Source organism: Bradyrhizobium sp. JYMT SZCCT0428 (assembly GCF_018131075.1).
Taxonomy (GTDB): domain Bacteria; phylum Pseudomonadota; class Alphaproteobacteria; order Rhizobiales; family Xanthobacteraceae; genus Bradyrhizobium.
Genome location: NZ_JAFCLS010000075.1, coordinates 1 through 19,600, shown reverse-complemented (window position 1 = coordinate 19,600; position 19,600 = coordinate 1). Strand labels below are relative to the sequence as shown.

The following is a 19,600-nucleotide window of genomic DNA, read 5'->3' as shown; positions in this document are numbered from 1 at the left end:
TCACTTCGCTCCCGCCGCCTTTTCCTTGTCGGCGAATTCCTTCTTGCAGGCGGAACGGAATTTCTTGCGTTCCTTGCCCTTCAGCCCCTTCTCGTCGGCCTGCTTGGAGCATTCGAGCGAGCCTGGCGTCCGCGGCTTCGCGGCTGCCTTCTTGTCGGCCGGTGCCTTGGTTTCGGTCTTCGGCGCCTCGGTCTTGGCAGCCGGCGCGGCGGTTTGCGCCGACGCCGCGCCCATCAGCAGGAACGAAGCAATCGCGGTCGCGGTGACAAGGGAAGAGATCTTCATGGGGCACCTCGGATTGGAAACAAGGGCGCGACCGTCGCGCCGTGATGCTGAACGCCAAGTGAATGGATCGGCATATCCGCGTCTTTGACAGCCACATTATTTTGAACGGAAAATCGCGGCTTTCGTTGCCGCAAGCTTTGGTTGCGTTAGGATGGCGGTGCAGGTCAAAACCCCTGAATGATTGCACAGTAACTGCACAAGGACGACCTGCCCAAGTTGAATGGGGCAAGCTAGTTTGCCCCGGTTGAACTGCTCCAAGGAGTTTTGGGATGACCAATCAAGCAAGAATACTCTGCGCAATGGCGGTGTCTGGTTTCGCGGCGTTCATGGTGACGTCGTCGGCACAGGCCCTCACCGCGCAGGAATGCAGCGCGAAATACCAGGCCGCCAAGACCGCCGGCACGCTCGGCGGCCAGAAATGGAATGACTTCCGCAAGGCGCAATGCGGAGCGGACGCCACTGCCGCGGCGCCAGCAGCCGCGCCGGCCGCAGCACCCGCTGCCGCGCCCAAGGAAGCCAAGGCCAAGAAGGAAGCCGCGCCCGCCAAGGAAGCTGCGGCGCCGGCCGCGCCGTCGGGACCTGCGGTCTATCCGAGCGCGGTCGATGCGAAATATGCCAAGGAAACCGCTGGCAAGCAGCGCATGCACACCTGCCTCGATCAGTACAACGCCAACAAAACCAGCAACGGCAATGGCGGCCTGAAGTGGATACAGAAGGGCGGCGGCTATTACAGCGAATGCACCAAGAAGCTGAAACCAACGGCCTGAGCCCAGGCTGAGTGCTTCAGGGCGCGGCCGTCACTCGGCCGCGCCTTAGCCTTCATCCTCGAGCAGTTTCTCCGCTGACCTTGCGATCAGCTGCGCGCGCTTGCGCGGGCCGCGTTCGAGGAACAGCAGGCTCTGGCCGAAGATGAAGCAGTAGAACAGGAACGCCTGCGCGTCGGCTTCCTCCGCCGCCAGCCCCGCCGCCCGATAGAGCTGCCCGACATTTTGCAGGCGCGCGGCATCGACGCTGGCGACCGCCGCGGCCGCGGCCTCGTCGGATCGCGCCCATTGCCGGATCGCAAGCTCCACCGCCATGCCCTCGGTATTCATCCGTTCCGAATAAAGCGCGACCAGCGCCCGCAAGCGTTCGCGCGCGGTGGCGCCATCGAGGCTGGTCTGCTTTTCGATTGCGGCGATGCGCCCGGTGCTCCAGTTCTGCAGCATGCCGTCCAGCAGCGCCGCGCGATCCTTGAAGCGGCGATAGAAGCCGCCCTTGGTGACGCCAAGATTCTTCGCCAGCACCTCGACCCGAACGCCCTCGACGCCGGTGCGGGCGATTTCCGCCATGCCGGCCTCGATCCAAGTCCTGTCCTTACAGGTTGCGTCCTTACGGTTCTCGCTCTTGCCGTCGGTCATTGATTCCAGCCTCACCGATTCTTGATACGGTACCGTATTGCTAACCCGCCTCCGCCCTGATACGCTACCGTATCAAGAATCGAAAGCCGGCCAGAAACGGCAAGCTGGAGCGAGACGATGGAGACGGACGCGACCTATCGTGGCACGGTCTATCCGTGGCAATGCGATCATGTCGGGCACATGAACATCATGTGGTATGTCGGCAAGTTCGACGAGGCGAACTGGAACATGTTCGCAAGGCTCGGGCTGACGCCGTCCTATTTGCGCGAAACCGGCCGCGGCATGGCCGGCGTGCAGCAGAACATCAGCTACAAGCGCGAACTTTTCGCCGGCGATATCGTCGAAGTCAAAAGCCGGCTCTTGGAAATCCGCGACAAGTCGATTCGCTTCCTGCACGAGATGCGCAACGCCGAAACCGGCGAGATATCAGCGACCTGTGAAATCACCGCCGTGCACCTCGACCGGCAGGCCCACAAATCGATGCCGTTCGCGCCTGAGATCCGCAACACCGCGCTGAAGCATCTCAGCCCGAACGAGGCGGTGCCGGCATGAGCGGCATGGCGCGCTTCGAGCCGAAAAACCCGGACTATCGCAGCATCGCAACCGATACGTTCGAGCGCCAGCACGCGATGCGCACGCTCGGGATTTCGATCGCGCGGCTCGAGCCGGGCGACGTCGAACTCGCGATGGCCTATTCGCCTGAACTCACCCAGCAGAACGGCTTTGTGCATGCGGGGATCATCACAGCAGGGCTCGACAGTGCCTGCGGCATCGCCGCGTTCACGCTGATGCCCGTTGGCTCCGACATCCTGACCGTGGAATTCAAGACCAATCTGCTGGCGCCGGCGCGCGGCCAGCGCTTTGCGTTCCGTGCCACGGTCGTCAAGCCGGGCCGTACCCTCACCGTGTGCGAAGGCCGCGCCTATGCGGAGCACGAGGGCGTCGAGACCCTGGTCGCGACCATGACGGGGACGCTGATGGCGCTGCCGCGCCGCGCCAGCGCTCCGTTGCAGGACAAGGCCCTCGCGCCCGCCTGACGTCGGATATTGCGCGAAAGGACGCTCTGCGCGCGAAACTCTGTTGCAGTGCAGGTTTGTGCTGCAGCCATGGCAGTCCATAGAAATTTCTTCTATGGTCGCGCCGTGCACATGAGTCTTCCATCTTGATCATCTCCACGACGCAAAGCGTGCTGGGACTGGCGTCGGGGATGCTGGTCGGGTTTTCGCTCGGCCTGGTCGGCGGCGGCGGGTCGATCCTGGCGGTGCCGCTGATGGTCTATGTGGTCGGCGTGCCCGAACCCCATGTCGCGATCGGCACCAGCGCCATCGCGGTCGCCGCCAACGCCGCGGTCAATCTGTCCAACCATGCGCGCGGCGGCACGGTGGTGTGGTCCTGCGCGCTGACATTTGCTGTCGCGGGGATGGTCGGCGCCTTCGGCGGCTCGATCCTCGGCAAGATGGTCGACGGCCAGAAACTGCTGGCGCTGTTTGCGCTGGTCATGATCGTGATCGCGCTGCTGATGCTGAAGACGCGGTCGCGGATCGGGTTGCCTGATGTCAAGATGTCGATGTCCAACATGCCGGCCATCGTCAGCCTTGGCCTCGCGACCGGAACGCTGTCGGGCTTCTTCGGCATCGGCGGCGGCTTCCTGATCGTGCCGGCGTTGATGCTGGCGACGGGGATGCCGATCATGAACGCGGTCAGTTCCTCCCTGGTCGCCGTCACCGCGTTCGGCATGACCACCGCGGCGAGCTATGCCTGGTCCGGCCTCGTCTCCTGGGCGCTGGCGGGGTTGTTCGTCGCAGGCGGTATTACCGGCGGATTGGTTGGCACCCGCGCCGCCCGTCACCTCGCCGAGCGGCGCGGCGCCCTCAACATTGTGTTCGCCGTGGTCATTATTGCGGTGGCGCTCTATATGCTGGCGCGTAACATATCCTCATCCTGGGCGTAGACAGGGGTGAGGCCGTCGCGAGAGCAGCAATGAACCAGCAGAACAAACCAGCCGCAACCAATCCGGGACCCAGCCGGCGCGAAGCGCTCGGCCTAATTGGCGCCGGCGCAACCCTGCTCGGCAGCGCGGCGATGCCACATCAGGCGCTTGCGCATGACGACGCGGTGCTGACCGAAGCGCTGGTGCTGCGCGACCCGGATATTCCCGCGGCCGGCAACCCCGATGGCGACATCAACATCGTCGAATGGTTCGACTATAATTGTCCGTATTGCCGCAAGATCGCGCCCGAGATCGCGCAGGTGGTGCAGGACGACGGCAAGGTCCGCCTGGTGCTGAAAGACTGGCCGATCCTCGGCGAAGTTTCCAAGATCACGGCGCGGATGGCGCTGGCCGCCAAATATCAGGACAAGTTCATGGCGGCGCACGAGGCGATGATCGGCGTCAGTTCACGGCTGACCGAGGCGCGCGCCCGCGAGTTGCTCACTGAGAAGGGCATCGACATGGACCGCCTCAACCGCGACCTCACCACCAACGCCAAGGCGATCGACGCCATCCTCGCGCGCAACCACGCCCAGGCTGAAGCCTTCGGCTTCCGCGGCACGCCGTCCTTTATCGTTGGCAAGTTCCGCGTACCCGGCATCCTGACCATGGCGGAGTTCGAAATGGTCATCAAGGACGCGCGGAAGGCGAAGGCTGCGAACTAATCGCGCCAATGGAAAGAGCGCCCTCGTCGGCGACGAGGACGCTCTGATTTCCCGAGCCACTGGTCGCGTGATTACTTCGACGCGATCCTGGTCCACTCCTCATGGGCGCGCGTTTTCAGCGCCTTCCAGTCGGTCGCGGCCACATCCCAGTTGACGATGGTGCGGCTGTTCTGCGCGACCTGACCGTTCGCCACACTCGATGTGTTCATCGAATCATAGACGTAGACGCCGCAAACCAGCAGCAGCGCGCCCAGGATCATTCCAAGAAACATTCGCATGACATCCTCCGGTGATGCGCAAACAACGCTGCGTGTAGCGGAAAGTTCCGCGGCTTACTTGCCGATCCGGCTCATGCGTTCCACAAGGAAATCGACGAATAGTCGCGCCCGCACCGGCAGTTGCCGGCCAAAGGCGTGCACGACGTGCATCGGAACCGACGGCATCGCGACGTCAGGCAGTATTTCGACCAACCGACCGGCAGCAAAATCGTTCTCGACGGCGAAGCGGAGCACTTGCGCGATGCCGGCGCCGTGAAGGGCTGCGTGATACAGCGTAATGCCGTCGTCTGAATCAAGCGCGCCTTCCGGCGTGATTGTGGTGCCGTCGGCGAAAGCAAACGGATAGGGCTTTCCGGCGAGCAGATAGCGCAGACAAGCATGCTGGCGCAGACCTTCGACGCTGCGGGGCACGCCGCGCGCGGCGACGTAACCGGGCGAGGCGATCATCACCAAGGCAAGATCGGCCAGCTTGCGCGCCGTCAAATCGGTATCGGCGAGATCGCCGATGCGCAACGCGACATCAAAACCTTCCCGGATCAGATCGGCATGGCGATCGCTGACGCTGAGTTCGAGTTTGACGTTGGGATGCCGCGCCAGGAAGGCTTGCGACCATTCACCGACCAGCGTTCGCCCGATAAACACCGGCGCGGTCACGCGCAACAGGCCGCGCGCGCTTTCGGCCATCTGCACGACATCCTCGGCGTCTTCGATCGCGCGAAGTAGCGGCGCGACGCGTTCGTAATAGGCCGCGCCCTCGGTGGTGAGGCTCAGCGTCCGCGTCGATCGCTGCAGCAGCCGGACGCCGAGCCGCCGTTCCAGCCGGGCCACGCTTTTCGAGACGGCCGACGCGCTGGAGCCGATGGCGCGGCTGGCGTTCGAGAAGGAGCCGGAATCCACGGTTCGCACGAACGCGACCAGACCGGCGGTCTTCTCCAGAATTGTCGTCATTTCCGAATTCCAGGCACAAATCCTGCGATCAATGCGATCCTAATAAGCCATCTGATCCGAAGTAGATAGCCGGTCACAAACGCCGGCAACTGGGCCGGCCCGTCAGGAGAATCCAAATGAGTGATCTCAAGGGCAAGGTGGCAATCGTCACGGGAGCTTCGAAAGGCATCGGCGCCGGTATCGCGAAAGGTTTGGCCGCGGCAGGCGCCGCCGTGGTGGTGAACTACGCGTCCAGCCGCGAAGGCGCCGATCGCGTCGTAGCCGACATTACGGCCAAGGGCGGCAAGGCGATTGCGGTGCAGGGCGATGTCGCCAGCGCCGCCGACGTCAAGCGTTTGTTCGAACAGACCAAGGCGTCATTCGGCAGGCTGGATGTGCTGGTGAACAATGCCGGCGTCTACCAGTTCGAGCCGCTCGAGAAGGTCACCGAGAAGGAGTTTCATCGCGAGTTCAACACCAACGTGCTGGGAACGCTGCTGACCATCCAGCAAGCGCTGAACTATTTCGGCCCGCAGGGCGGCAGCATCATCAACATCTCGTCGATCGCAAGCCTCAATCCGACGCCGGATTCGGTGATCTATTCCGCCAGCAAGAGTGCGGTCGATTCGATCACGCGCAGCCTGGCGAAAGAGTTCGGCGCGCGACAAATCCGTGTCAACGCCATCGCGCCGGGAGCCACGGCATCGGAAGGTCTCGAGAGTGCCGGCCTGCTCGGAGGCGACGTCGAAAAGCAGGTCATCGGCATGACGCCGCTCGGCCGCTTTGGCCAGCCCGACGATATCGCGAAGGTGGCGGTGTTCCTCGCGTCGGATGATTCGGCGTGGCTGACCGGTGAACGCATCTCGGCGTCCGGCGGCTGGCGCTAACCTGCCAACGACGTGCGGGCGTTCGCCGCTCAAATGCGACCGAACGCCCGCATCACATACTCGATGAACACGCGCACGCGCGGCGAGAGCTGGCGGTTGCGTGGATAGAGCAGCGACACCGGCACCGACGGTGGCGGGCAGTCCGCCAGCACCTCTATCAACGTCCCGTTCGCCAGATCGGTCTCGGCGTGAAAGCGCGGCACTTGCACAAGCCCAAGGCCGAGCCGCGCTGTGGCGAGATAGCTTTCAGGTCCCGTCACCGACATCACCACCGGCAACGGGATCTCGCGCAACGCATCGCCGATCAAGAACTCCATCGGCCGCAACCGTCCCGTCGTGAGCGAGCGCAGCCCGATCATGTGGTGACCGTCGAGCGCGCCCGGATCGGCCGGCGTGCCGTAGCGCGCGAAATAATTTGGCGCGGCACAGGTCAAGCGCTCCAGCACCACGACCTGCCGCGCGATCATGTCGCTGTCGGGAAGATGGCCGAAGCGCAGCACGCAGTCGACGCCTTCGCGGATCAGGTCGATCCAGCGATCGCTCTCGCTCATATTGATTTCGATGTCGGGGTATTGCGCGAAAAAGCCCGGCAGGTTCGGCAGCAGGAAGTGCCGAGCCAGCGTGCCCTGCACTTCGAGCCGCAGCATTCCCTTTGGCCTGGCGCCGCCGAACGCGCCTTCGGCATCCTCGAGATCGGCAATCAGGGAAAGGCAGCGCCGGTAATGCGCCTCGCCATCCAGCGTCGGGCGGACCTGCCGTGTGGTCCGCTCCAGCAGCCGCACGCCGAGACGCGCTTCCAGCGTCTTCACGGCGTCGGTCACGGTCGAGCGCGGCAGGCCGAGATCATCGGCCGCGAGCGAAAAACTGCGCCGCTCCACCACCCGGGTGAACACCCGCATCGCGTCGAATCGGTCCATGGAATTATTCGTGTATTCCGGATAGTGATGCCGATTAATGCATGATTATCCGGAAAGGGGAAAGTCATAGGTTTCTTCCATCAGCAGCCGCCAAGCCGCTCAATCGTGGGAGAGATCGAATGTCAAACGAAACCAATAAGGTAGCTATCGTAACCGGCGCTTCGCGCGGGATTGGCGCTGCGGTCGCCGAACGGCTCGCGGCCGATGGCTTCACCGTCGTCATCAACTATTCCGGCGATACCAAATCGGCCGAGGCGCTGGCCCGCAAGATCGAGGGCAAGGGCGGCCGGGCGCTGACCGCCAGGGCCGATGTCAGCGACGCGAGCGCGGTGCGCGGCATGTTCGACGCCGCCGAAGCTGCCTTCGGCGGTGTCGACGTGCTCGTCAATAATGCCGGCATCATGAAGCTGGCAAAAATCGCCGACAGCGACGACGCGTTGTTCGACCAGCAGGTCGCGATCAATCTCAAGGGCAGTTTCAACGCGATGCGCGAAGCCGCGAGAAGGCTGCGCGACGGCGGCCGCATCGTCAACTTCTCGACCAGCGTAGTCGGAACCCGGATCGAGACCTACGGCGTTTATGCCGCGACCAAGGCTGCGATCGAAACCATGACGGCGGTTTTGGCCAAGGAGCTGCGCGGCCGTTCGATCACCGTCAACGCCGTGGCGCCCGGACCGACCGCGACGGATCTGTTCCTCAAGGGCAAGACGCAGGAAGTCATCGACCGCTTCGCCAAGATGAATCCGCTGGAACGGCTCGGCAAACCCGAGGACATCGCGGCCAGCGTCGCCTTCCTCGCCGGTCCCGACGGCTCGTGGATCAACGGCCAAACCCTGCGCGCCAATGGCGGCATGGTCTGAGGCGGTCAAGCACGTCCCATCCGCGTCATTGCGAGCGTTAGCGAAGCAATCCATCGCGCCGCAACTGGACAGATGGATTGCTTCGTCGCTATCGCTCCCTTGCACAAACGCTTCGCGTTTGTTGCAGGCAATGACGAAACATGACGCCTCATGCGCCGCCGGCCTGAATTATTTCCCGCGCAGCCAGGCCAGCATTGGCGCGTTGACCTCGCGCGGATAGGTGTGGCTGAGATCGTCGATCTCGCGATAGGTCACGTTGGCGCCCGCCGCCGACAGCAATTGCCGGGTTTGCCGCGCCACCTGTACCGGAAACATCCAGTCGAGCTTGCCATGCACGAGATGGATCGGCAGGCCGCGCAATCTCTCCGCATCCGCCATTTCAGCCATCAGCGGATGGAACGTCGCCGAGACCGGCGCGAGATGCGTGAATGGCGAGGCGCTTTCGAGCCCGCTGACATAGCAGAAGGTGCCGCCGTCGCTCATGCCGGTCAGCAGCATTTTTGTCGCGTCGATATTCCAGCGTGAGCGCACCTGTTCGAGGATGCGCATCAGGTTCGGCGTATCGGTATCCTCGCCCATCAAGGCCCAGGTGGTTTTGCTGTTCGAAGCATTCCCGGTCGCGGTCGGCGCGATCAGGATGGCGCCGTGGCTTCGCGCGTCGCGCAGCCAGCTCCACAGAAAGCCGCGGCCATTGCCGCTGCCGCCATGCAGCGCCATCACCAGCGGCCAGGCACGATTGGGCGTATAATATTCCGGCACATAGAGCGAGAAGCCACCGCGGCTGCCGGGCTCGTTATGGTCGTGGAAGATGCCGGTGTTCTCATTGGCCGGTTGCGCCAGCCGTGCCGCGAGATCGGCATCCTCGCGCAACGAAGGCTCGACAAAGAACTCGCTGACCGGCGGCAGTTTTTCGACCAGCGCATAGAGCGCCTCCTGCGCGCGCGGCGAATAGCGCAGCGAGCGAAACACGCTGACCAGATCGCCGTTGCCGTTCTGCACTTCGCGTAACCCTGCAAAAGCGGCCAGCGCCGCGTCGCTGGCGGTCTCGAGCGCGGTCCTGATATCGCTGAATTCCGCGGGCCACTGCGAGAGCCGCGGGCGCACCGCGCGCAGCGCCTCGTCCGGCGTGCCGGCAGCTTCCATCACGCGACCAAAATCCGGCGGGTTCAGATGGCGTGCGACGAAGCCGAGCGCTTCAAGCGATTGCAACAGCGGCGGCAGCACGGCCACGATGTCGTCCACCACGGCCTCGCTCATCGCGCATTCCCTGCTTATTGGAGCTTTTGTTCTGGCGCAGCGTTCTCAGAGCAGTCTTCTCAGTGCAGTGTTGCTCAGTGAAGTCTTGCTCAGTGAAGTCTTGGCGCCTTCAGCAGCTTGGCGCGTTCGACCGAGGTCAGCACCACGTCGAAAGTGACGCCCTCATGATAGACCGTGAGCGGCACGTCGACGCCGGCAGGCCCCAGCGACCAGAGTTTTCGGTAGAAGCCGGTCTGGCTGGTGATCTTGTCGCCGTTGATCGCGAGGATGACGTCGCCGGTCTTGATTTCGGCGCGCGCCGCCGGACCCTTGCCGGCGACGCCGACCACCACGATGCGGTTGTCGATCTCGGTCGAAAACATCCCGAGCCATGGCCGCGCCGGTTTGTTGACGCGGCCGAATTTGCGCAAATCGTCGAGCACCGGCTTCAACAGGTCGATCGGCACGATCATGTTGACGTGTTCGGCCTTGCCCTCGCGCTCGCGTTCGAGCTGCAGCGAGCCGATGCCGATCAGTTCGCCCCGGCCTGAAATCAGCCCGGTGCCGCCCCAGTTCGGATGCGCGGGGTGAGTGAAGATCGCTTCATCCAGGAGATATTCCCAATAGCCGGCGAATTCCTGCTTGGCCGCGATCTGGCTTGCGACCGATCGCGTGCGGCCGCCGGCGCCGCCGAGCACGACGCGGTCGCCGACCCTGGTGATGGCGGAAGAGCCGAGCGGCAGCGGCTCGATGTCGAGACGCCCGAGCGCCTGCACCAGGCCGAAGCCGGATTCGAAATCGAAGCCGAGCGGATGGCCCTGCATCACGCGGCCGTCACCCAGATGCAGCCACACGGTCTCGGCCTCGGTGATGAGATAGCCGATGGTCAGCACCAGGCCGTCGTCGATCAGCACGCCATTGCCGGCGCGCTCGGTGCCGAGCGTTTCCGCGCTGAAGGCGTCGGCGGGGATAATCGAATGCAGCCCGACCACCGAGGCCAGTGCGCGGTCGAGATCAAAACTGTAATCGCCCGGGCGTGGCTGGTTGGCCGGCGGCACTTTCCATTCGGTCAAAGAGGGCATCAAGGGTCTCCCATACGGTCGCGCGTCGCCTAACCAACGCCGCGCAACCCGAATAGATCATGGTCCTGTCAGCGGCAGCCTTTGCCGGATTATATCAGCGAAACGGCCGCGGATCGAGATCGCGGATCGAACGCGGGTTTGCGATCCGTGCACCGATGGAACGCGCGTCAGCTCCGCCATTCCCGATAATCGCGCTTGACTTTGTCGGCCGCAACCGCCGCGGCGGCGTTCAGCCAGCCGCGCGGGCGTTTCGCAAGGTCGGCCTGCAGCGCCTCGACCGGCACCGCGCCTGCCGCGTGGACCGACGCGAGGTCGAACCCCATCGCCTCCAGAATATTGACCTTGATCTTCGAGCCTCCAATGTCAGCGAGTTCGATCTTGCGGGAATCGGCGGCGATGCGCCGGAAAATGAACTTGCCGTTTACATCGAGAAACGGATCCGGTGCCCGGAATTCACCATTCGCCAGGGCACGGAAATGCGACGCTTTGGATTTTCTGTCATTGGCCCAGGTCCAGGCCGATGGTACCAGCGCCTTCGCCTCGCGCAGGACATGCCCGCCACGCCAGAACGCGACGGCCACATAGCGTGGGCGCCCGAGGCTGCCACTGCCGGCGACGCGCGAACGGAGGCGAATGCGTTTAGCACCCCTCGGCAGGCTCGCAACCAGGGCTCTGGCAACCTTGCGGGGCGGGCTCGCCTTTGGATATTCAGCGACCTCCTTCCAGAATTTTTTTGCTTTTTTCTCGGTGTCGGCGGCATAGGGGCGCAGCCAGGTTTCGCCTTCGTCGAGCAATGCCGGCTGAGGTCGGGCCAGACCGGCCCGATATCCCTTCAACAGCGCCTTGGCGACGGCCTGATTACGGACCCCGAGCCGTGGCGCAAGGTAGATGCTGGTGGCAAGCCGGACCAGGTCAAGCACATAGGGCATCACGGCGGCTTCGTCGAAATCGTTGACGCCCCAGACCAGGCGGCCGTCGGCGTCGCGCCAGGTCCCGAAATTTTCCAGGTGCATGTCGCCGATCGAAAGCACTTGCGGTGCATCCATCAATTCCGGACACCAGTCGCCGATTTTTCTGGCCCAGCGGAAATAGGTCGCACGCAGAAAGATAAAGGGGCTCTCCTTCATCCGCTCGTGCTTGCGGGCGATGTCCTTTCTGACAACGCGGCACTGCTTGGCCAGCCAGGCTTCGTAAGCCTTGTTATCGCTGCGGAAAGACATTGCAGATCCTCATGCGATGCGGCCGGCGACCGGCACATCAATCAGATCATCCTACCTCAGGATGTCTTGATTTAGAATATCGCGAAAAACGAGAGGTAGCTTACTTGAAATTCCAGGCGGTCGCTGTGTCCACCCTCACTCCGCCTTGGCCCGCGCCCGCGCCGGCAATATCCGGAACGCGCGATGCTCCTTTAGCCAGGCCGCGCGCTCGTCGCGCAGCAGGGTGCGGCGGACCTTGCCGGAATCATCGCGCAGGCCGACGCTGACCACTTCAAAACTTTCCGGGTGCTTGTAGCGGCTGAGCAGGTCGGAGAGGAAATCGCCCATGCCGTCGGCGACCGATTGCGCGTCGGTGTCGGGCCCAAGTTCCAGGATCGCATGCACGCGCTGGCCGAACTCCGGATCGGGCAGGCCGACCGCGACGCAGGAGCGCACCAGCGGATGGGCTAATACCGCGGCCTCGATTTCGGCCGGGTAGATGTTGGCGCCGCCGCGCAGGATCATGTCGGCGAGCCGGTCGCCGAGATAAAGATAGCCGTCGGCGTCCAGCCTTCCGATGTCGCCGAGCGATTCCCAGCCGTCGGCGCGGCGTTTTGGTTCGGCGCCGAGGTAATGATAGGAGCTGCCGGCGCCGTCATTGGGCAGGAAATAGATTTCACCGGTCTCGCCGGTCGGGACCTCGTTGCCATCCTCGCCGATGATGCGCAGGCGGGAGGTCTCGGCGATCTTGCCGACCGATCCCCTGTGTTCGAGCCATTCGACGCCCGAAATGATGCAGGCGCCCTGCGCTTCGGTGCCGCCATAGAGCTCATAGATGCGCTCGGCCCCGAGCCATTCGATCCATTTTTCCTTCAGCCATGGCGGCATCGGCGCTGCCATGTGAAACACGATTTGCAGGCTCGACAGATCGTAGCGGCTCCGCACCTCGCCCGGCAGCGACCAGATCCGGTGCATCATGGTCGGCACGAAATTGACCCACTGCACCCGGCTCGCTTCGATCAGGCGCAGGCATTCCTCGGCGTCGAACTTGACGAGGCCGGTGACGCGCCCGCCATGGAACAGCGCGGTGTGCGAAACAATGAAGGGGGCGTTGTGGTAGAGCGGCCCGGGGTTGAGCAGGGAAGCGCCGAGCGGCATGCCGAGCGCGGCGGGGCCCGCGGTATCGATCACGGCGGGCCGGTGGTCGAGGATCACCTTCGGCCGGCCGGTCGACCCGCCAGAGGTCATCGCCTTCCAGTAGCGCGCCACCGGGTTGTCGATCGGATCTCCGGAAAAGCCGTCCGGCATGAAATCAATCGGTAGCGCGTTGGGCGCATTCCAGTCCGGCTGGCCACCGACGACAAGCGAAGGCTTGAGAATCTCCAGCACCGCAGCCGCCTCGCCGCGCGGCAACCGCCAGGTCAGCGAGGTCGGCGTCGCGCCGCATTTCCACACCGCAAACGTGGTCTCGAAAAACGCGTTGCTGTTGGGCAGGCCGATGGCGACGAAATCGCCGGGCTTGACCCCCTTGGCCGCAAAGGCGCGGGCACGCGCGTTGGCGTTGCGCTCCAGTTGCTCCCAGGTCAGCGTATCGGCGCCATGGCTGATCGCGATCGTGTCTTTCGGTTTGCGCTCGGTATACCAGCGCGGCACGTCGGCGAGGGGGATCAGCATGGGGCATTTCCATTGCGGGGCGTCTTGATGCCGCTCTTGTGTTTCGTATCAGGCGGCATTGGCCACCGCTGGCACTTCGCCAACAGGAGACATTGTCACTCAAGACGGGCGCGGCGTCCATATTGCCGCGGATAATAGCAACGCCCGATCGCGAGCATTCACCTCATTGCGCGGCTCGGGCGCCTGACCGCCGACGACTTCCGTTCACGGACATTCTCGGGGTCCACCGTCACGTCTCAAAAGTGCTGCCTGCTGATACGCAATGGGCTCGCGCACCGATAGGTCGCGTCCGCTTCCGTCGTGTGCCGTGCGCCGGAATTGGAACCACGCGTTCCGCATTACTACGGTGCTACGCATGCGCATTTTGTTGTTGCGCCCGGCGCATTTGCATCTAACTCTTTGCGATGCTGCGAGCAGAAATTCACATCGCGGCCGATGGTTAGAGTTTTTGTTGTTGGGAGCAAATTTGTTGTCGAGGGTAAGAGCGTACCAAGGTGAGTTTGATCTCGGAGCAAGATCGCCGTTTCGCGACACTCCAAATGAAGAAGGCCGCGAATGTCTGATCGCGGGCTCCCTTCAGTGAAGCCGCCGGGCGGAACTGGTAACCGCCTTCTTGCAGCGCTGCCGCCGTCGGACCTCGATCTGCTGGGGCCCGTGCTGGAGACGGTCGCGCTCGATCCGGACGCGGTCATTTCGCGGGCGGGTGACCCGATCGAGGATGTCTTTTTCCCTCATAGCGGCGCCATCTCGCTGATGATCGACATGGCGGACGGACAAACGGTTGCCACCGCCGCGGTCGGGCGCGAGGGGGCAATCGGCATCCTTTCAGTGCTCGGGCCGTCACCTTCGGCCGTTACCGCGGTCGTTCGTGCGGCGGGCATCGCCTCGCGGATTCCTGCATCGCGCTTTCACGCCGCTTTCAATCGGTCTCCGGCGATCCGGCACCTGGTCCAGAATCACGTCAGGGCGATGCTGGTACAGTTCCAACTCGGCTCGGCCTGCAATGCGCTGCACCCGGTCGAGGCCCGCATGGCCCGCTGGCTGCTGCAGTTTCGCGACCGCATCGACCACGACGTGCTCCCGCTCACCCAACAGGCGTTGTCGCAAATACTTGGTGTGCGACGAACGACGGTGACGCTCCTGATGGGCAAACTGCGGGCTTCCGGAGCGATCAGGTCCGATCAACGAGGCCGGATCGAGATCGACCGATCGCGGCTCGCGGCGGCCTCGTGCGAATGCCACGGCACCATGCGTCTCGAAGTCGAAGAGATCTTTTCGTCGAACACGGCCCGATCACGCGCGGCGGCTGCGCCCGTTGGTGCGCGTATCCCGGAAACTGAATCGGGCGATGTCGTGTAAGCGCGCGACCGCCGACCTAGCCGCGCTGCGACTGGCCGTTGCGTCGTTTCTTCCCGTTGTGGCGCTTCTTCGCCTCGAGCTTGGCAAGCTCGTGCAGCACCTTTGCCGTCTGGCGCAGCTCGTTGCGCGCGGGGCCCGGCTTCAGCCGTCGTGCTTCTTCAAGAAAATCCCTGGCCTGCAGCAGCCAGGTCGATGTTTCAGTTGAGATTTCCATGCGCGCCATGGTGTCCCCCATTGCGCAGTGATGGTCAGGCGCTGGAGCCCGTGCCGAAACGCTGCGTCCGGATGCTGGGCTCGTGGACCCAGGCTTCCCGCGCGAACCAGTCGTGATAGGTGCTGCAGATCGGGCAATGGGTGCGCGAGAAGAACACCGCGCTGCGTCCAAAACTCTCGCGATCGATCTTGATGCCGGTGGGGATCGCGCGCCCGCTTTGCGGACATTTCACCATAACCATACCCATGTGTCCCTCCCTTGAAATGGTACTTGCCGTCTTTGCAGCAAAGCACCGGCCGGTTGGATTTGCGCCTCTTGTCGGTGCGGTGACTGGGGGGGCATAGCGCACCTGTGCCTTTGTGTGATCGAGCATGGGGTGGGCATGCTCGTTGCAGGGCTTAATCCAACCGGCCGGATCCCTCCTGAACGAATCCTCTATGTGAATTGGGCGCCGCTTTTTTAGCCGGCTTTGTGGAGAACCTTGGCGAAGTGACCCCTGATCGGCTCACCCGTTTCCGTCGCAAGCTTCTGGGCAAGGGCCAGCAATTCCTTGTTCTGGCCGGATGCGGCATCGAAGGTCTTGCGCGCCTGCGACGCTGACAAGGTAACGACATCCGAAACAGACTTGCTGCCCAGCAGATTGACGAAGAAATCGATCGCGGAGGCCACATTGGCGTTTGAGATTTCGAGCACCTTGAGCCCGTAGTCGGTCGTGCTTCTGGCGTTGCTCGAATAGCTCTCGCGCAGCGCTTCCGTCATCGCCTCTGATGCGACCTTCATCTTCTCATAACCTTCCCGCGCGCGGGCAAAACCCTGCTCGGCCAGCTCGAAGCTCACGCCAGGCAACGCGATCTTCGGGAATTCCAACAGCGGCATCCCGAATACATTCGTTCCGTTCGGTGCAACTTTCGTTTCGCTTTCACTCACTGCGGCATTACCTTTCTCAAGCGAAAGCCATTTCCCGAGACGCTCGCTTGCGTCACGAGAGCTCACGCTCCGCGTTCGATCTGTTTTTTGATGAGCTTTAATCCAGCCCCGCACCACTGTGCCCTGCGAAAACGGGGCGGTCGGTTCGATTTGCGACTCTCGATTAAAATTTTTTCGACGATGTCAATTCACACCATCGTATATAGGTATGGTTAACGGGGATGATGTTGTGAATTAAGTGGACACCGCGAGGCGCGGGCTTTCGTTCGTTTCCGCCGCTGTCCTGGGCCGCCGCGTCGCCCAAGGGTAACCCAATAGGGCGCGTCTCAGGGACATGCCCGGGCGGTAAAATTGCTGCCGATCGGCATGCACGCAGTATCGGAGCGGAGACCGTGATTACGCGAGCGGACCAAGGAACTGCATTCAACAAATGGAGTGATCATGAGCAGGATGGCACTGGTGATTGCATTCGTGCTGGCGTTGATCGGACCTGCGTCGGCACAGAAGGCGGAGATCGAGGCGACAAACGCTCAATGGATCGAATTCTTCAACAAGGCGGATTTCGCCGGGATGGCGTCGTTCTACACCGCTGATGCCATCGCACTTCCGCCCGGTGCTGCGATGGTGCAGGGCCGAGCCGCGATCGAGGCAATGTGGAAAAGCATGGCCGAACAAGTTGGCGATCCGAAGCTCACCGTCCTGGACGTCAAGCCGCTCGGCCCCTCTGCGGCACGCGAGATCGGGAATTTCAGCCTGAAGACCAAGGGCCCGACGCCGCAGGAAGTGAGCGGGAAGTATGTTGTGGTTTGGGAAAAGGTCGGAAATGACTGGAAAATGACGACCGATATCTGGAACGATGGCAAGTAGGCTTGCCCGTCGGAAGTTCGGTTTTCAAGAAACCGTGTCAAGTGGCCTCGACGTTGATGCCTGCGCGCTCGACGGCTGTCGCCGTCGTCTGCGCGCTGCCTTGCCGCCGTCGTGGAGTGGTGATGACGCGATGAGTGCGAAGGGCTTGCGATGTTCGCTTCACGCCGGGAGCGGAGGGCAACTCACCCGATGTTGCCAATCACCTGATCTCCCATGCCGTGAGTCGCTTAGGCCGCGGGCGCAACTGCGGGTCTTTTCGCAATCAATGCGCGTCGGTCGTGAATCAAGTTCTCCAGCCGGTGGGCTGCCACGTTCAATGTGGCATCATCCACCGCGCTCTCGTCTCCACCAGCGGATTTGGCGCGCTCCGCCCTTAGAATGCCGTCGATTTCCTCTTCGATATCCGAAAGCTCAGCCTCTGTATCGACTTTCCGAATCCGACGCGCCAGGGCATAGAGAGAATCGAGCGGGCCCTCGGTTGCGCGGTTGCCGAGGCTCAGGAATTTCCACGCCGCCGCAAGCATGGTGGCAACGCCACCCAGTATCATCGGCGTCAAATAGATCCAGTTGCCGTATTCATCCATGAAGCTCTGCGTCGTGCTGTTATAGACGGCTGCCGCTCCAGGGTGCAGCGGAAGGTAGGCATCCTGGTCGGTGCTGGGCGCGGTGATCTGAGCGAAAATCGGCTGATCGCGCAGGAGTGTCCTGCGCGCGCTCATGATCGCCTGCGTGAGGCTGGTTACCAGATCGGTGCCGAGCTTCTTCTGCGCAACCAGGTATAGTGAGGTCCTCAAGGTCGTCAGGTCATCTTCCGGGACCGGCGGCGATCCCCGCAGCGTGCCCTTCGGGACGTCGAAGCTTTCAAAGGCACGTTCGGTCTCTGCGATCGCTGCCGCGGACTCGATGGGGATCAGCACCGGGACCTTCTTATGGTCGAGCTGAAAGAATCCGCGAACGAGCGAGAGGTATTTTTCGGCGAGCGGGGTCGTGACGAGCAGGGCGCTGACCTGTTTTGACTGAATGGCCTGCCGGACGTCCGTCAATGCAAGGTTCTTGAACGCAACTTTTGCGCTTGCCAGGTTATATTCCTTGGTCAACGCATCGACAATTTTGGCGTTCACTGCTCCGCCGACCACGCCGACCGTGCGGCCCTTCAGGCTGCCAATGCTGTCGATGGACGATCCCGGCGGCGCGATGATCAGTACGACCATATGGCTGACGACGACGACGGCTTGCGCCTGCGACAAGTCGCCGACATCGCCGCGAACCACAGCGAGATCGACCTTGGCCGCGGAGAAAGCGGCGGCAGCCTCAAGCGCTGTGCCGCTGTCGATGACCTTGAGCCGGACGGGCGCGTTCGTCGAAACGAACTCGCTTGCGATGGCTGACATTGCCTTGGCAGCCTCGCCGTCGATCGAGCCAACCGCCACGGTCAGCGTTACCGGGCGAGTGTAGTACCGATAGGCAAGGAGACCTGCTCCTGCCGCAAAGACGGCGACGCCGATAAGCAGGAAAAAGCGTAGCCAGAGCGGCAACTTTATCGACATCATGTCCGTCACTCCAGACGCGTCGGCCGATAGACATCGCTGCCCAGGCCCATTACCGCTCGGTTATGGCTCGGCAATCCAGGTCCGAAAGTGCCGGAAGCGGAACTCTAACTTATTCTTCGTTTGGTCAGGATCTGCGCCCGCGCGTGCGCGTCGTCGGCGACCTTGACCACGTAGGGCTTCTCAAGTTTGCGCTCTACATCAAACTCGGAGCGTCCAGTGTAGTTGATGTGCCGGCCGTAAGTGTGCAGCGATATCGAAATGTCTTTTCCAACGTTCCGGACGCTATGTATGTGTTCTGGATAACAGCGGGCCGTGTCACCAGCGGTCATCACTTGTTCACCGCTGCGCTTCAGGTCGGCATAGCCGGGCTTGCCACCGTCATCGCGCCGGTCGTAGTTGACCTCCTGTTCCTGGCCTTCGATACCGACCACCACGGCCCAGGTTTTATGGTTGTGCGGGGTGGTGCCGCGGTCAGGCAGCCACGACACCAGGAAAACGGCCAGATCGTGATTGGGCTCTTCATGGAGCATGTGAACGCCGAAGCCTTGCTCGGCATCGCATTCACGATATTCGGGGCGGAGTAGTTCCGGCGATTGTGCAAATTTCCTGGCGAGCGGTACGACGAGGTCCGTGATTTCGACCGGGTCAGAATGCCGAGCAGTAATCTCCCGCAGGTCGCGCACATACTGGTCGAGGGTCATTGCATCTACCTCCAGGGTTTCAAGGCGTTGCAATCCGGACGAAGTTTACGACGTTGGCTGCGAAACTCAATGTCTGCTCCGGGTCCAAAAGCCTGCATCTTCGCGCGGACACCCTGTGCGGGATACCTCTGTGTTGCCCGACGGGCAAATCAGTTCCGGTTTTCAGAAATCGTGTCAAGCCCCAAAATAAAAAATATTTCTGTTTACCAGAATGAAAATCAGGTGCATATGTTTGGCCATCCCGTCCCACTCAGAGGGCGTCGGCCGTCGTCACGGACGTTGGACGGGTTGCGGTGGACGCTGATGTCGCGAAGACGTAACGCGACAAAAGCGTACGGCAAAACCGTGTGGTCCTGGCACCCGTTGCAGGTGTCAAGCTGTCGGGTAGGCGAGAGCTGAACGGCAGCGACGGAGTCAACCAAGAACTCGTCTCCGGGGAGAGCACGGCATAAGCCGTAAAGCCATTGCGCAGGGAAGGCCGGGTGTTCTCCGCTGCCCTGTATGCTCGTGTGCAGCCTTTTTAGTGCAAACCGCACACGGGACCGCGGGTGCAGCGCGCACCCGGTCTTCCCTGCGCCCTCT

23 protein-coding genes are annotated in these 19,600 nt (G+C 62.6%); 9 read left to right on the top strand and 14 right to left on the bottom strand.

The window, feature by feature from the left end; all coding sequences use genetic code 11:
- Nucleotides 1-285: a PsiF family protein gene (locus JQ575_RS40330; protein ID WP_192738360.1), complete on the bottom strand. Its 285-nt coding sequence runs from the start codon at nt 283-285 to the stop codon at nt 1-3.
- A 269-nt stretch (nt 286-554) separates the two neighbouring features.
- On the opposite strand from JQ575_RS40330, the gene JQ575_RS40325 reads away from it, so the two are divergent.
- Nucleotides 555-1,052: a hypothetical protein gene (locus JQ575_RS40325; RefSeq protein WP_212038722.1), complete on the top strand. Its 498-nt coding sequence runs from the start codon at nt 555-557 to the stop codon at nt 1,050-1,052.
- Nucleotides 1,053-1,097: 45 nt separating this feature from the next.
- Here the strand turns inward: JQ575_RS40325 and JQ575_RS40320 are convergent, their stop codons facing one another.
- Entirely contained in the window at nt 1,098-1,685 is a 588-nt protein-coding gene (locus tag JQ575_RS40320) for a TetR/AcrR family transcriptional regulator (RefSeq protein WP_212038721.1), read from the bottom strand.
- Nucleotides 1,686-1,802: 117 nt separating this feature from the next.
- Here JQ575_RS40320 and JQ575_RS40315 point away from each other — a divergent pair, with 117 nt between their 5' ends.
- The 4 genes from JQ575_RS40315 (at nt 1,803) to JQ575_RS40300 (ending at nt 4,340) form a co-directional block, all read left to right on the top strand.
- Nucleotides 1,803-2,237: a thioesterase family protein gene (locus tag JQ575_RS40315; protein ID WP_212038720.1), complete on the top strand. Its 435-nt coding sequence runs from the start codon at nt 1,803-1,805 to the stop codon at nt 2,235-2,237.
- 5 nt (nt 2,238-2,242) lie between these two features.
- Nucleotides 2,243-2,722 (top strand): PaaI family thioesterase, encoded by a 480-nt coding sequence (locus tag JQ575_RS40310; RefSeq protein WP_212038732.1) that lies wholly within the window; start codon nt 2,243-2,245, stop codon nt 2,720-2,722.
- A gap of 128 nt (nt 2,723-2,850) precedes the next feature.
- A complete protein-coding gene (locus JQ575_RS40305; RefSeq protein WP_212038731.1) occupies nt 2,851-3,636 on the top strand; it encodes a sulfite exporter TauE/SafE family protein in 786 nt (261 codons plus the stop codon).
- A 29-nt stretch (nt 3,637-3,665) separates the two neighbouring features.
- Nucleotides 3,666-4,340, top strand: a complete 675-nt coding sequence (locus JQ575_RS40300; protein WP_212038719.1) for a DsbA family protein — start codon at nt 3,666-3,668, stop codon at nt 4,338-4,340.
- Nucleotides 4,341-4,411: 71 nt separating this feature from the next.
- Here the strand turns inward: JQ575_RS40300 and JQ575_RS40295 are convergent, their stop codons facing one another.
- Both JQ575_RS40295 and JQ575_RS40290 read right to left on the bottom strand, forming a co-directional pair.
- Nucleotides 4,412-4,618, bottom strand: a complete 207-nt coding sequence (locus tag JQ575_RS40295) for a hypothetical protein (RefSeq protein ID WP_212038718.1) — start codon at nt 4,616-4,618, stop codon at nt 4,412-4,414.
- Nucleotides 4,619-4,672: 54 nt separating this feature from the next.
- Entirely contained in the window at nt 4,673-5,566 is an 894-nt protein-coding gene (locus JQ575_RS40290) for a LysR family transcriptional regulator (protein ID WP_212038717.1), read from the bottom strand.
- A gap of 116 nt (nt 5,567-5,682) precedes the next feature.
- Here JQ575_RS40290 and JQ575_RS40285 point away from each other — a divergent pair, with 116 nt between their 5' ends.
- Nucleotides 5,683-6,432 carry a glucose 1-dehydrogenase gene (locus JQ575_RS40285; RefSeq protein WP_212038716.1) on the top strand — a complete coding sequence of 250 codons (750 nt, stop codon included), beginning with the start codon at nt 5,683-5,685 and terminating at the stop codon, nt 6,430-6,432.
- A gap of 29 nt (nt 6,433-6,461) precedes the next feature.
- Here JQ575_RS40285 and JQ575_RS40280 read toward each other — a convergent pair whose 3' ends face one another.
- Nucleotides 6,462-7,349: a LysR family transcriptional regulator gene (locus JQ575_RS40280; RefSeq protein WP_212038715.1), complete on the bottom strand. Its 888-nt coding sequence runs from the start codon at nt 7,347-7,349 to the stop codon at nt 6,462-6,464.
- A gap of 119 nt (nt 7,350-7,468) precedes the next feature.
- On the opposite strand from JQ575_RS40280, the gene JQ575_RS40275 reads away from it, so the two are divergent.
- The gene (locus JQ575_RS40275) at nt 7,469-8,209 is read left to right on the top strand and encodes an SDR family oxidoreductase (protein ID WP_212038714.1); all 741 of its coding nucleotides are present in this window, start codon (nt 7,469-7,471) and stop codon (nt 8,207-8,209) included.
- Between the two features lie 168 nt (nt 8,210-8,377).
- Here the strand turns inward: JQ575_RS40275 and JQ575_RS40270 are convergent, their stop codons facing one another.
- The 4 genes from JQ575_RS40270 to JQ575_RS40255 form a co-directional block, all read right to left on the bottom strand.
- Nucleotides 8,378-9,466 (bottom strand): phospholipase, encoded by a 1,089-nt coding sequence (locus tag JQ575_RS40270; protein ID WP_212038713.1) that lies wholly within the window; start codon nt 9,464-9,466, stop codon nt 8,378-8,380.
- An 89-nt stretch (nt 9,467-9,555) separates the two neighbouring features.
- The gene (locus tag JQ575_RS40265) at nt 9,556-10,527 is read right to left on the bottom strand and encodes a S1C family serine protease (protein ID WP_192738349.1); all 972 of its coding nucleotides are present in this window, start codon (nt 10,525-10,527) and stop codon (nt 9,556-9,558) included.
- Between the two features lie 167 nt (nt 10,528-10,694).
- Nucleotides 10,695-11,747 carry a DUF2252 family protein gene (locus tag JQ575_RS40260; protein ID WP_212038712.1) on the bottom strand — a complete coding sequence of 351 codons (1,053 nt, stop codon included), beginning with the start codon at nt 11,745-11,747 and terminating at the stop codon, nt 10,695-10,697.
- A gap of 135 nt (nt 11,748-11,882) precedes the next feature.
- Nucleotides 11,883-13,400, bottom strand: a complete 1,518-nt coding sequence (locus JQ575_RS40255) for an AMP-binding protein (protein ID WP_212038711.1) — start codon at nt 13,398-13,400, stop codon at nt 11,883-11,885.
- A gap of 555 nt (nt 13,401-13,955) precedes the next feature.
- Between JQ575_RS40255 and JQ575_RS40250 the strand changes: the two genes are divergently transcribed.
- The gene (locus JQ575_RS40250) at nt 13,956-14,759 is read left to right on the top strand and encodes a Crp/Fnr family transcriptional regulator (protein WP_212038710.1); all 804 of its coding nucleotides are present in this window, start codon (nt 13,956-13,958) and stop codon (nt 14,757-14,759) included.
- A 16-nt stretch (nt 14,760-14,775) separates the two neighbouring features.
- Here the strand turns inward: JQ575_RS40250 and JQ575_RS40245 are convergent, their stop codons facing one another.
- The 3 genes from JQ575_RS40245 to JQ575_RS46270 all read right to left on the bottom strand — a co-directional run bounded on the left by JQ575_RS40245 (nt 14,776) and on the right by JQ575_RS46270 (nt 16,014).
- The gene (locus JQ575_RS40245) at nt 14,776-14,982 is read right to left on the bottom strand and encodes a hypothetical protein (protein ID WP_211994164.1); all 207 of its coding nucleotides are present in this window, start codon (nt 14,980-14,982) and stop codon (nt 14,776-14,778) included.
- A 25-nt stretch (nt 14,983-15,007) separates the two neighbouring features.
- Complete coding sequence (locus tag JQ575_RS40240) at nt 15,008-15,220, bottom strand: hypothetical protein (protein ID WP_212038709.1); 213 nt, start codon at nt 15,218-15,220, stop codon at nt 15,008-15,010.
- A 212-nt stretch (nt 15,221-15,432) separates the two neighbouring features.
- Nucleotides 15,433-16,014: a phasin family protein gene (locus JQ575_RS46270; RefSeq protein WP_312016107.1), complete on the bottom strand. Its 582-nt coding sequence runs from the start codon at nt 16,012-16,014 to the stop codon at nt 15,433-15,435.
- A gap of 327 nt (nt 16,015-16,341) precedes the next feature.
- Between JQ575_RS46270 and JQ575_RS40230 the strand changes: the two genes are divergently transcribed.
- On the top strand, nt 16,342-16,767 hold the full coding sequence (locus JQ575_RS40230) for a DUF4440 domain-containing protein (protein ID WP_212038708.1): 426 nt from the start codon (nt 16,342-16,344) through the stop codon (nt 16,765-16,767).
- Nucleotides 16,768-16,994: 227 nt separating this feature from the next.
- Here the strand turns inward: JQ575_RS40230 and JQ575_RS40225 are convergent, their stop codons facing one another.
- Both JQ575_RS40225 and JQ575_RS40220 read right to left on the bottom strand, forming a co-directional pair.
- Nucleotides 16,995-18,314, bottom strand: a complete 1,320-nt coding sequence (locus JQ575_RS40225; protein WP_312016110.1) for a TAXI family TRAP transporter solute-binding subunit — start codon at nt 18,312-18,314, stop codon at nt 16,995-16,997.
- 107 nt (nt 18,315-18,421) lie between these two features.
- Entirely contained in the window at nt 18,422-19,018 is a 597-nt protein-coding gene (locus tag JQ575_RS40220) for a cysteine dioxygenase family protein (RefSeq protein ID WP_212038706.1), read from the bottom strand.
- Nucleotides 19,019-19,600: the final 582 nt, after the last annotated feature.

Excerpts from the sequence above, each read along its gene's own strand:
- JQ575_RS40330 (WP_192738360.1), bottom strand. The coding sequence starts at position 285 with ATGAAGATCTCTTCCCTTGTCACCGCGACCGCGATTGCTTCGTTCCTG.
- JQ575_RS40325 (WP_212038722.1), top strand. The coding sequence starts at position 555 with ATGACCAATCAAGCAAGAATACTCTGCGCAATGGCGGTGTCTGGTTTC.
- JQ575_RS40320 (WP_212038721.1), bottom strand. The coding sequence starts at position 1,685 with ATGACCGACGGCAAGAGCGAGAACCGTAAGGACGCAACCTGTAAGGAC.
- JQ575_RS40315 (WP_212038720.1), top strand. The coding sequence starts at position 1,803 with ATGGAGACGGACGCGACCTATCGTGGCACGGTCTATCCGTGGCAATGC.
- JQ575_RS40310 (WP_212038732.1), top strand. The coding sequence starts at position 2,243 with ATGGCGCGCTTCGAGCCGAAAAACCCGGACTATCGCAGCATCGCAACC.
- JQ575_RS40300 (WP_212038719.1), top strand. The coding sequence starts at position 3,666 with ATGAACCAGCAGAACAAACCAGCCGCAACCAATCCGGGACCCAGCCGG.
- JQ575_RS40295 (WP_212038718.1), bottom strand. The coding sequence starts at position 4,618 with ATGCGAATGTTTCTTGGAATGATCCTGGGCGCGCTGCTGCTGGTTTGC.
- JQ575_RS40290 (WP_212038717.1), bottom strand. The coding sequence starts at position 5,566 with ATGACGACAATTCTGGAGAAGACCGCCGGTCTGGTCGCGTTCGTGCGA.
- JQ575_RS40285 (WP_212038716.1), top strand. The coding sequence starts at position 5,683 with ATGAGTGATCTCAAGGGCAAGGTGGCAATCGTCACGGGAGCTTCGAAA.
- JQ575_RS40280 (WP_212038715.1), bottom strand. The coding sequence starts at position 7,349 with ATGGACCGATTCGACGCGATGCGGGTGTTCACCCGGGTGGTGGAGCGG.
- JQ575_RS40275 (WP_212038714.1), top strand. The coding sequence starts at position 7,469 with ATGTCAAACGAAACCAATAAGGTAGCTATCGTAACCGGCGCTTCGCGC.
- JQ575_RS40270 (WP_212038713.1), bottom strand. The coding sequence starts at position 9,466 with ATGAGCGAGGCCGTGGTGGACGACATCGTGGCCGTGCTGCCGCCGCTG.
- JQ575_RS40265 (WP_192738349.1), bottom strand. The coding sequence starts at position 10,527 with ATGCCCTCTTTGACCGAATGGAAAGTGCCGCCGGCCAACCAGCCACGC.
- JQ575_RS40260 (WP_212038712.1), bottom strand. The coding sequence starts at position 11,747 with ATGTCTTTCCGCAGCGATAACAAGGCTTACGAAGCCTGGCTGGCCAAG.
- JQ575_RS40255 (WP_212038711.1), bottom strand. The coding sequence starts at position 13,400 with ATGCTGATCCCCCTCGCCGACGTGCCGCGCTGGTATACCGAGCGCAAA.
- JQ575_RS40250 (WP_212038710.1), top strand. The coding sequence starts at position 13,956 with ATGTCTGATCGCGGGCTCCCTTCAGTGAAGCCGCCGGGCGGAACTGGT.
- JQ575_RS40245 (WP_211994164.1), bottom strand. The coding sequence starts at position 14,982 with ATGGCGCGCATGGAAATCTCAACTGAAACATCGACCTGGCTGCTGCAG.
- JQ575_RS40240 (WP_212038709.1), bottom strand. The coding sequence starts at position 15,220 with ATGGGTATGGTTATGGTGAAATGTCCGCAAAGCGGGCGCGCGATCCCC.
- JQ575_RS40230 (WP_212038708.1), top strand. The coding sequence starts at position 16,342 with ATGAGCAGGATGGCACTGGTGATTGCATTCGTGCTGGCGTTGATCGGA.
- JQ575_RS40225 (WP_312016110.1), bottom strand. The coding sequence starts at position 18,314 with ATGTCGATAAAGTTGCCGCTCTGGCTACGCTTTTTCCTGCTTATCGGC.
- JQ575_RS40220 (WP_212038706.1), bottom strand. The coding sequence starts at position 19,018 with ATGACCCTCGACCAGTATGTGCGCGACCTGCGGGAGATTACTGCTCGG.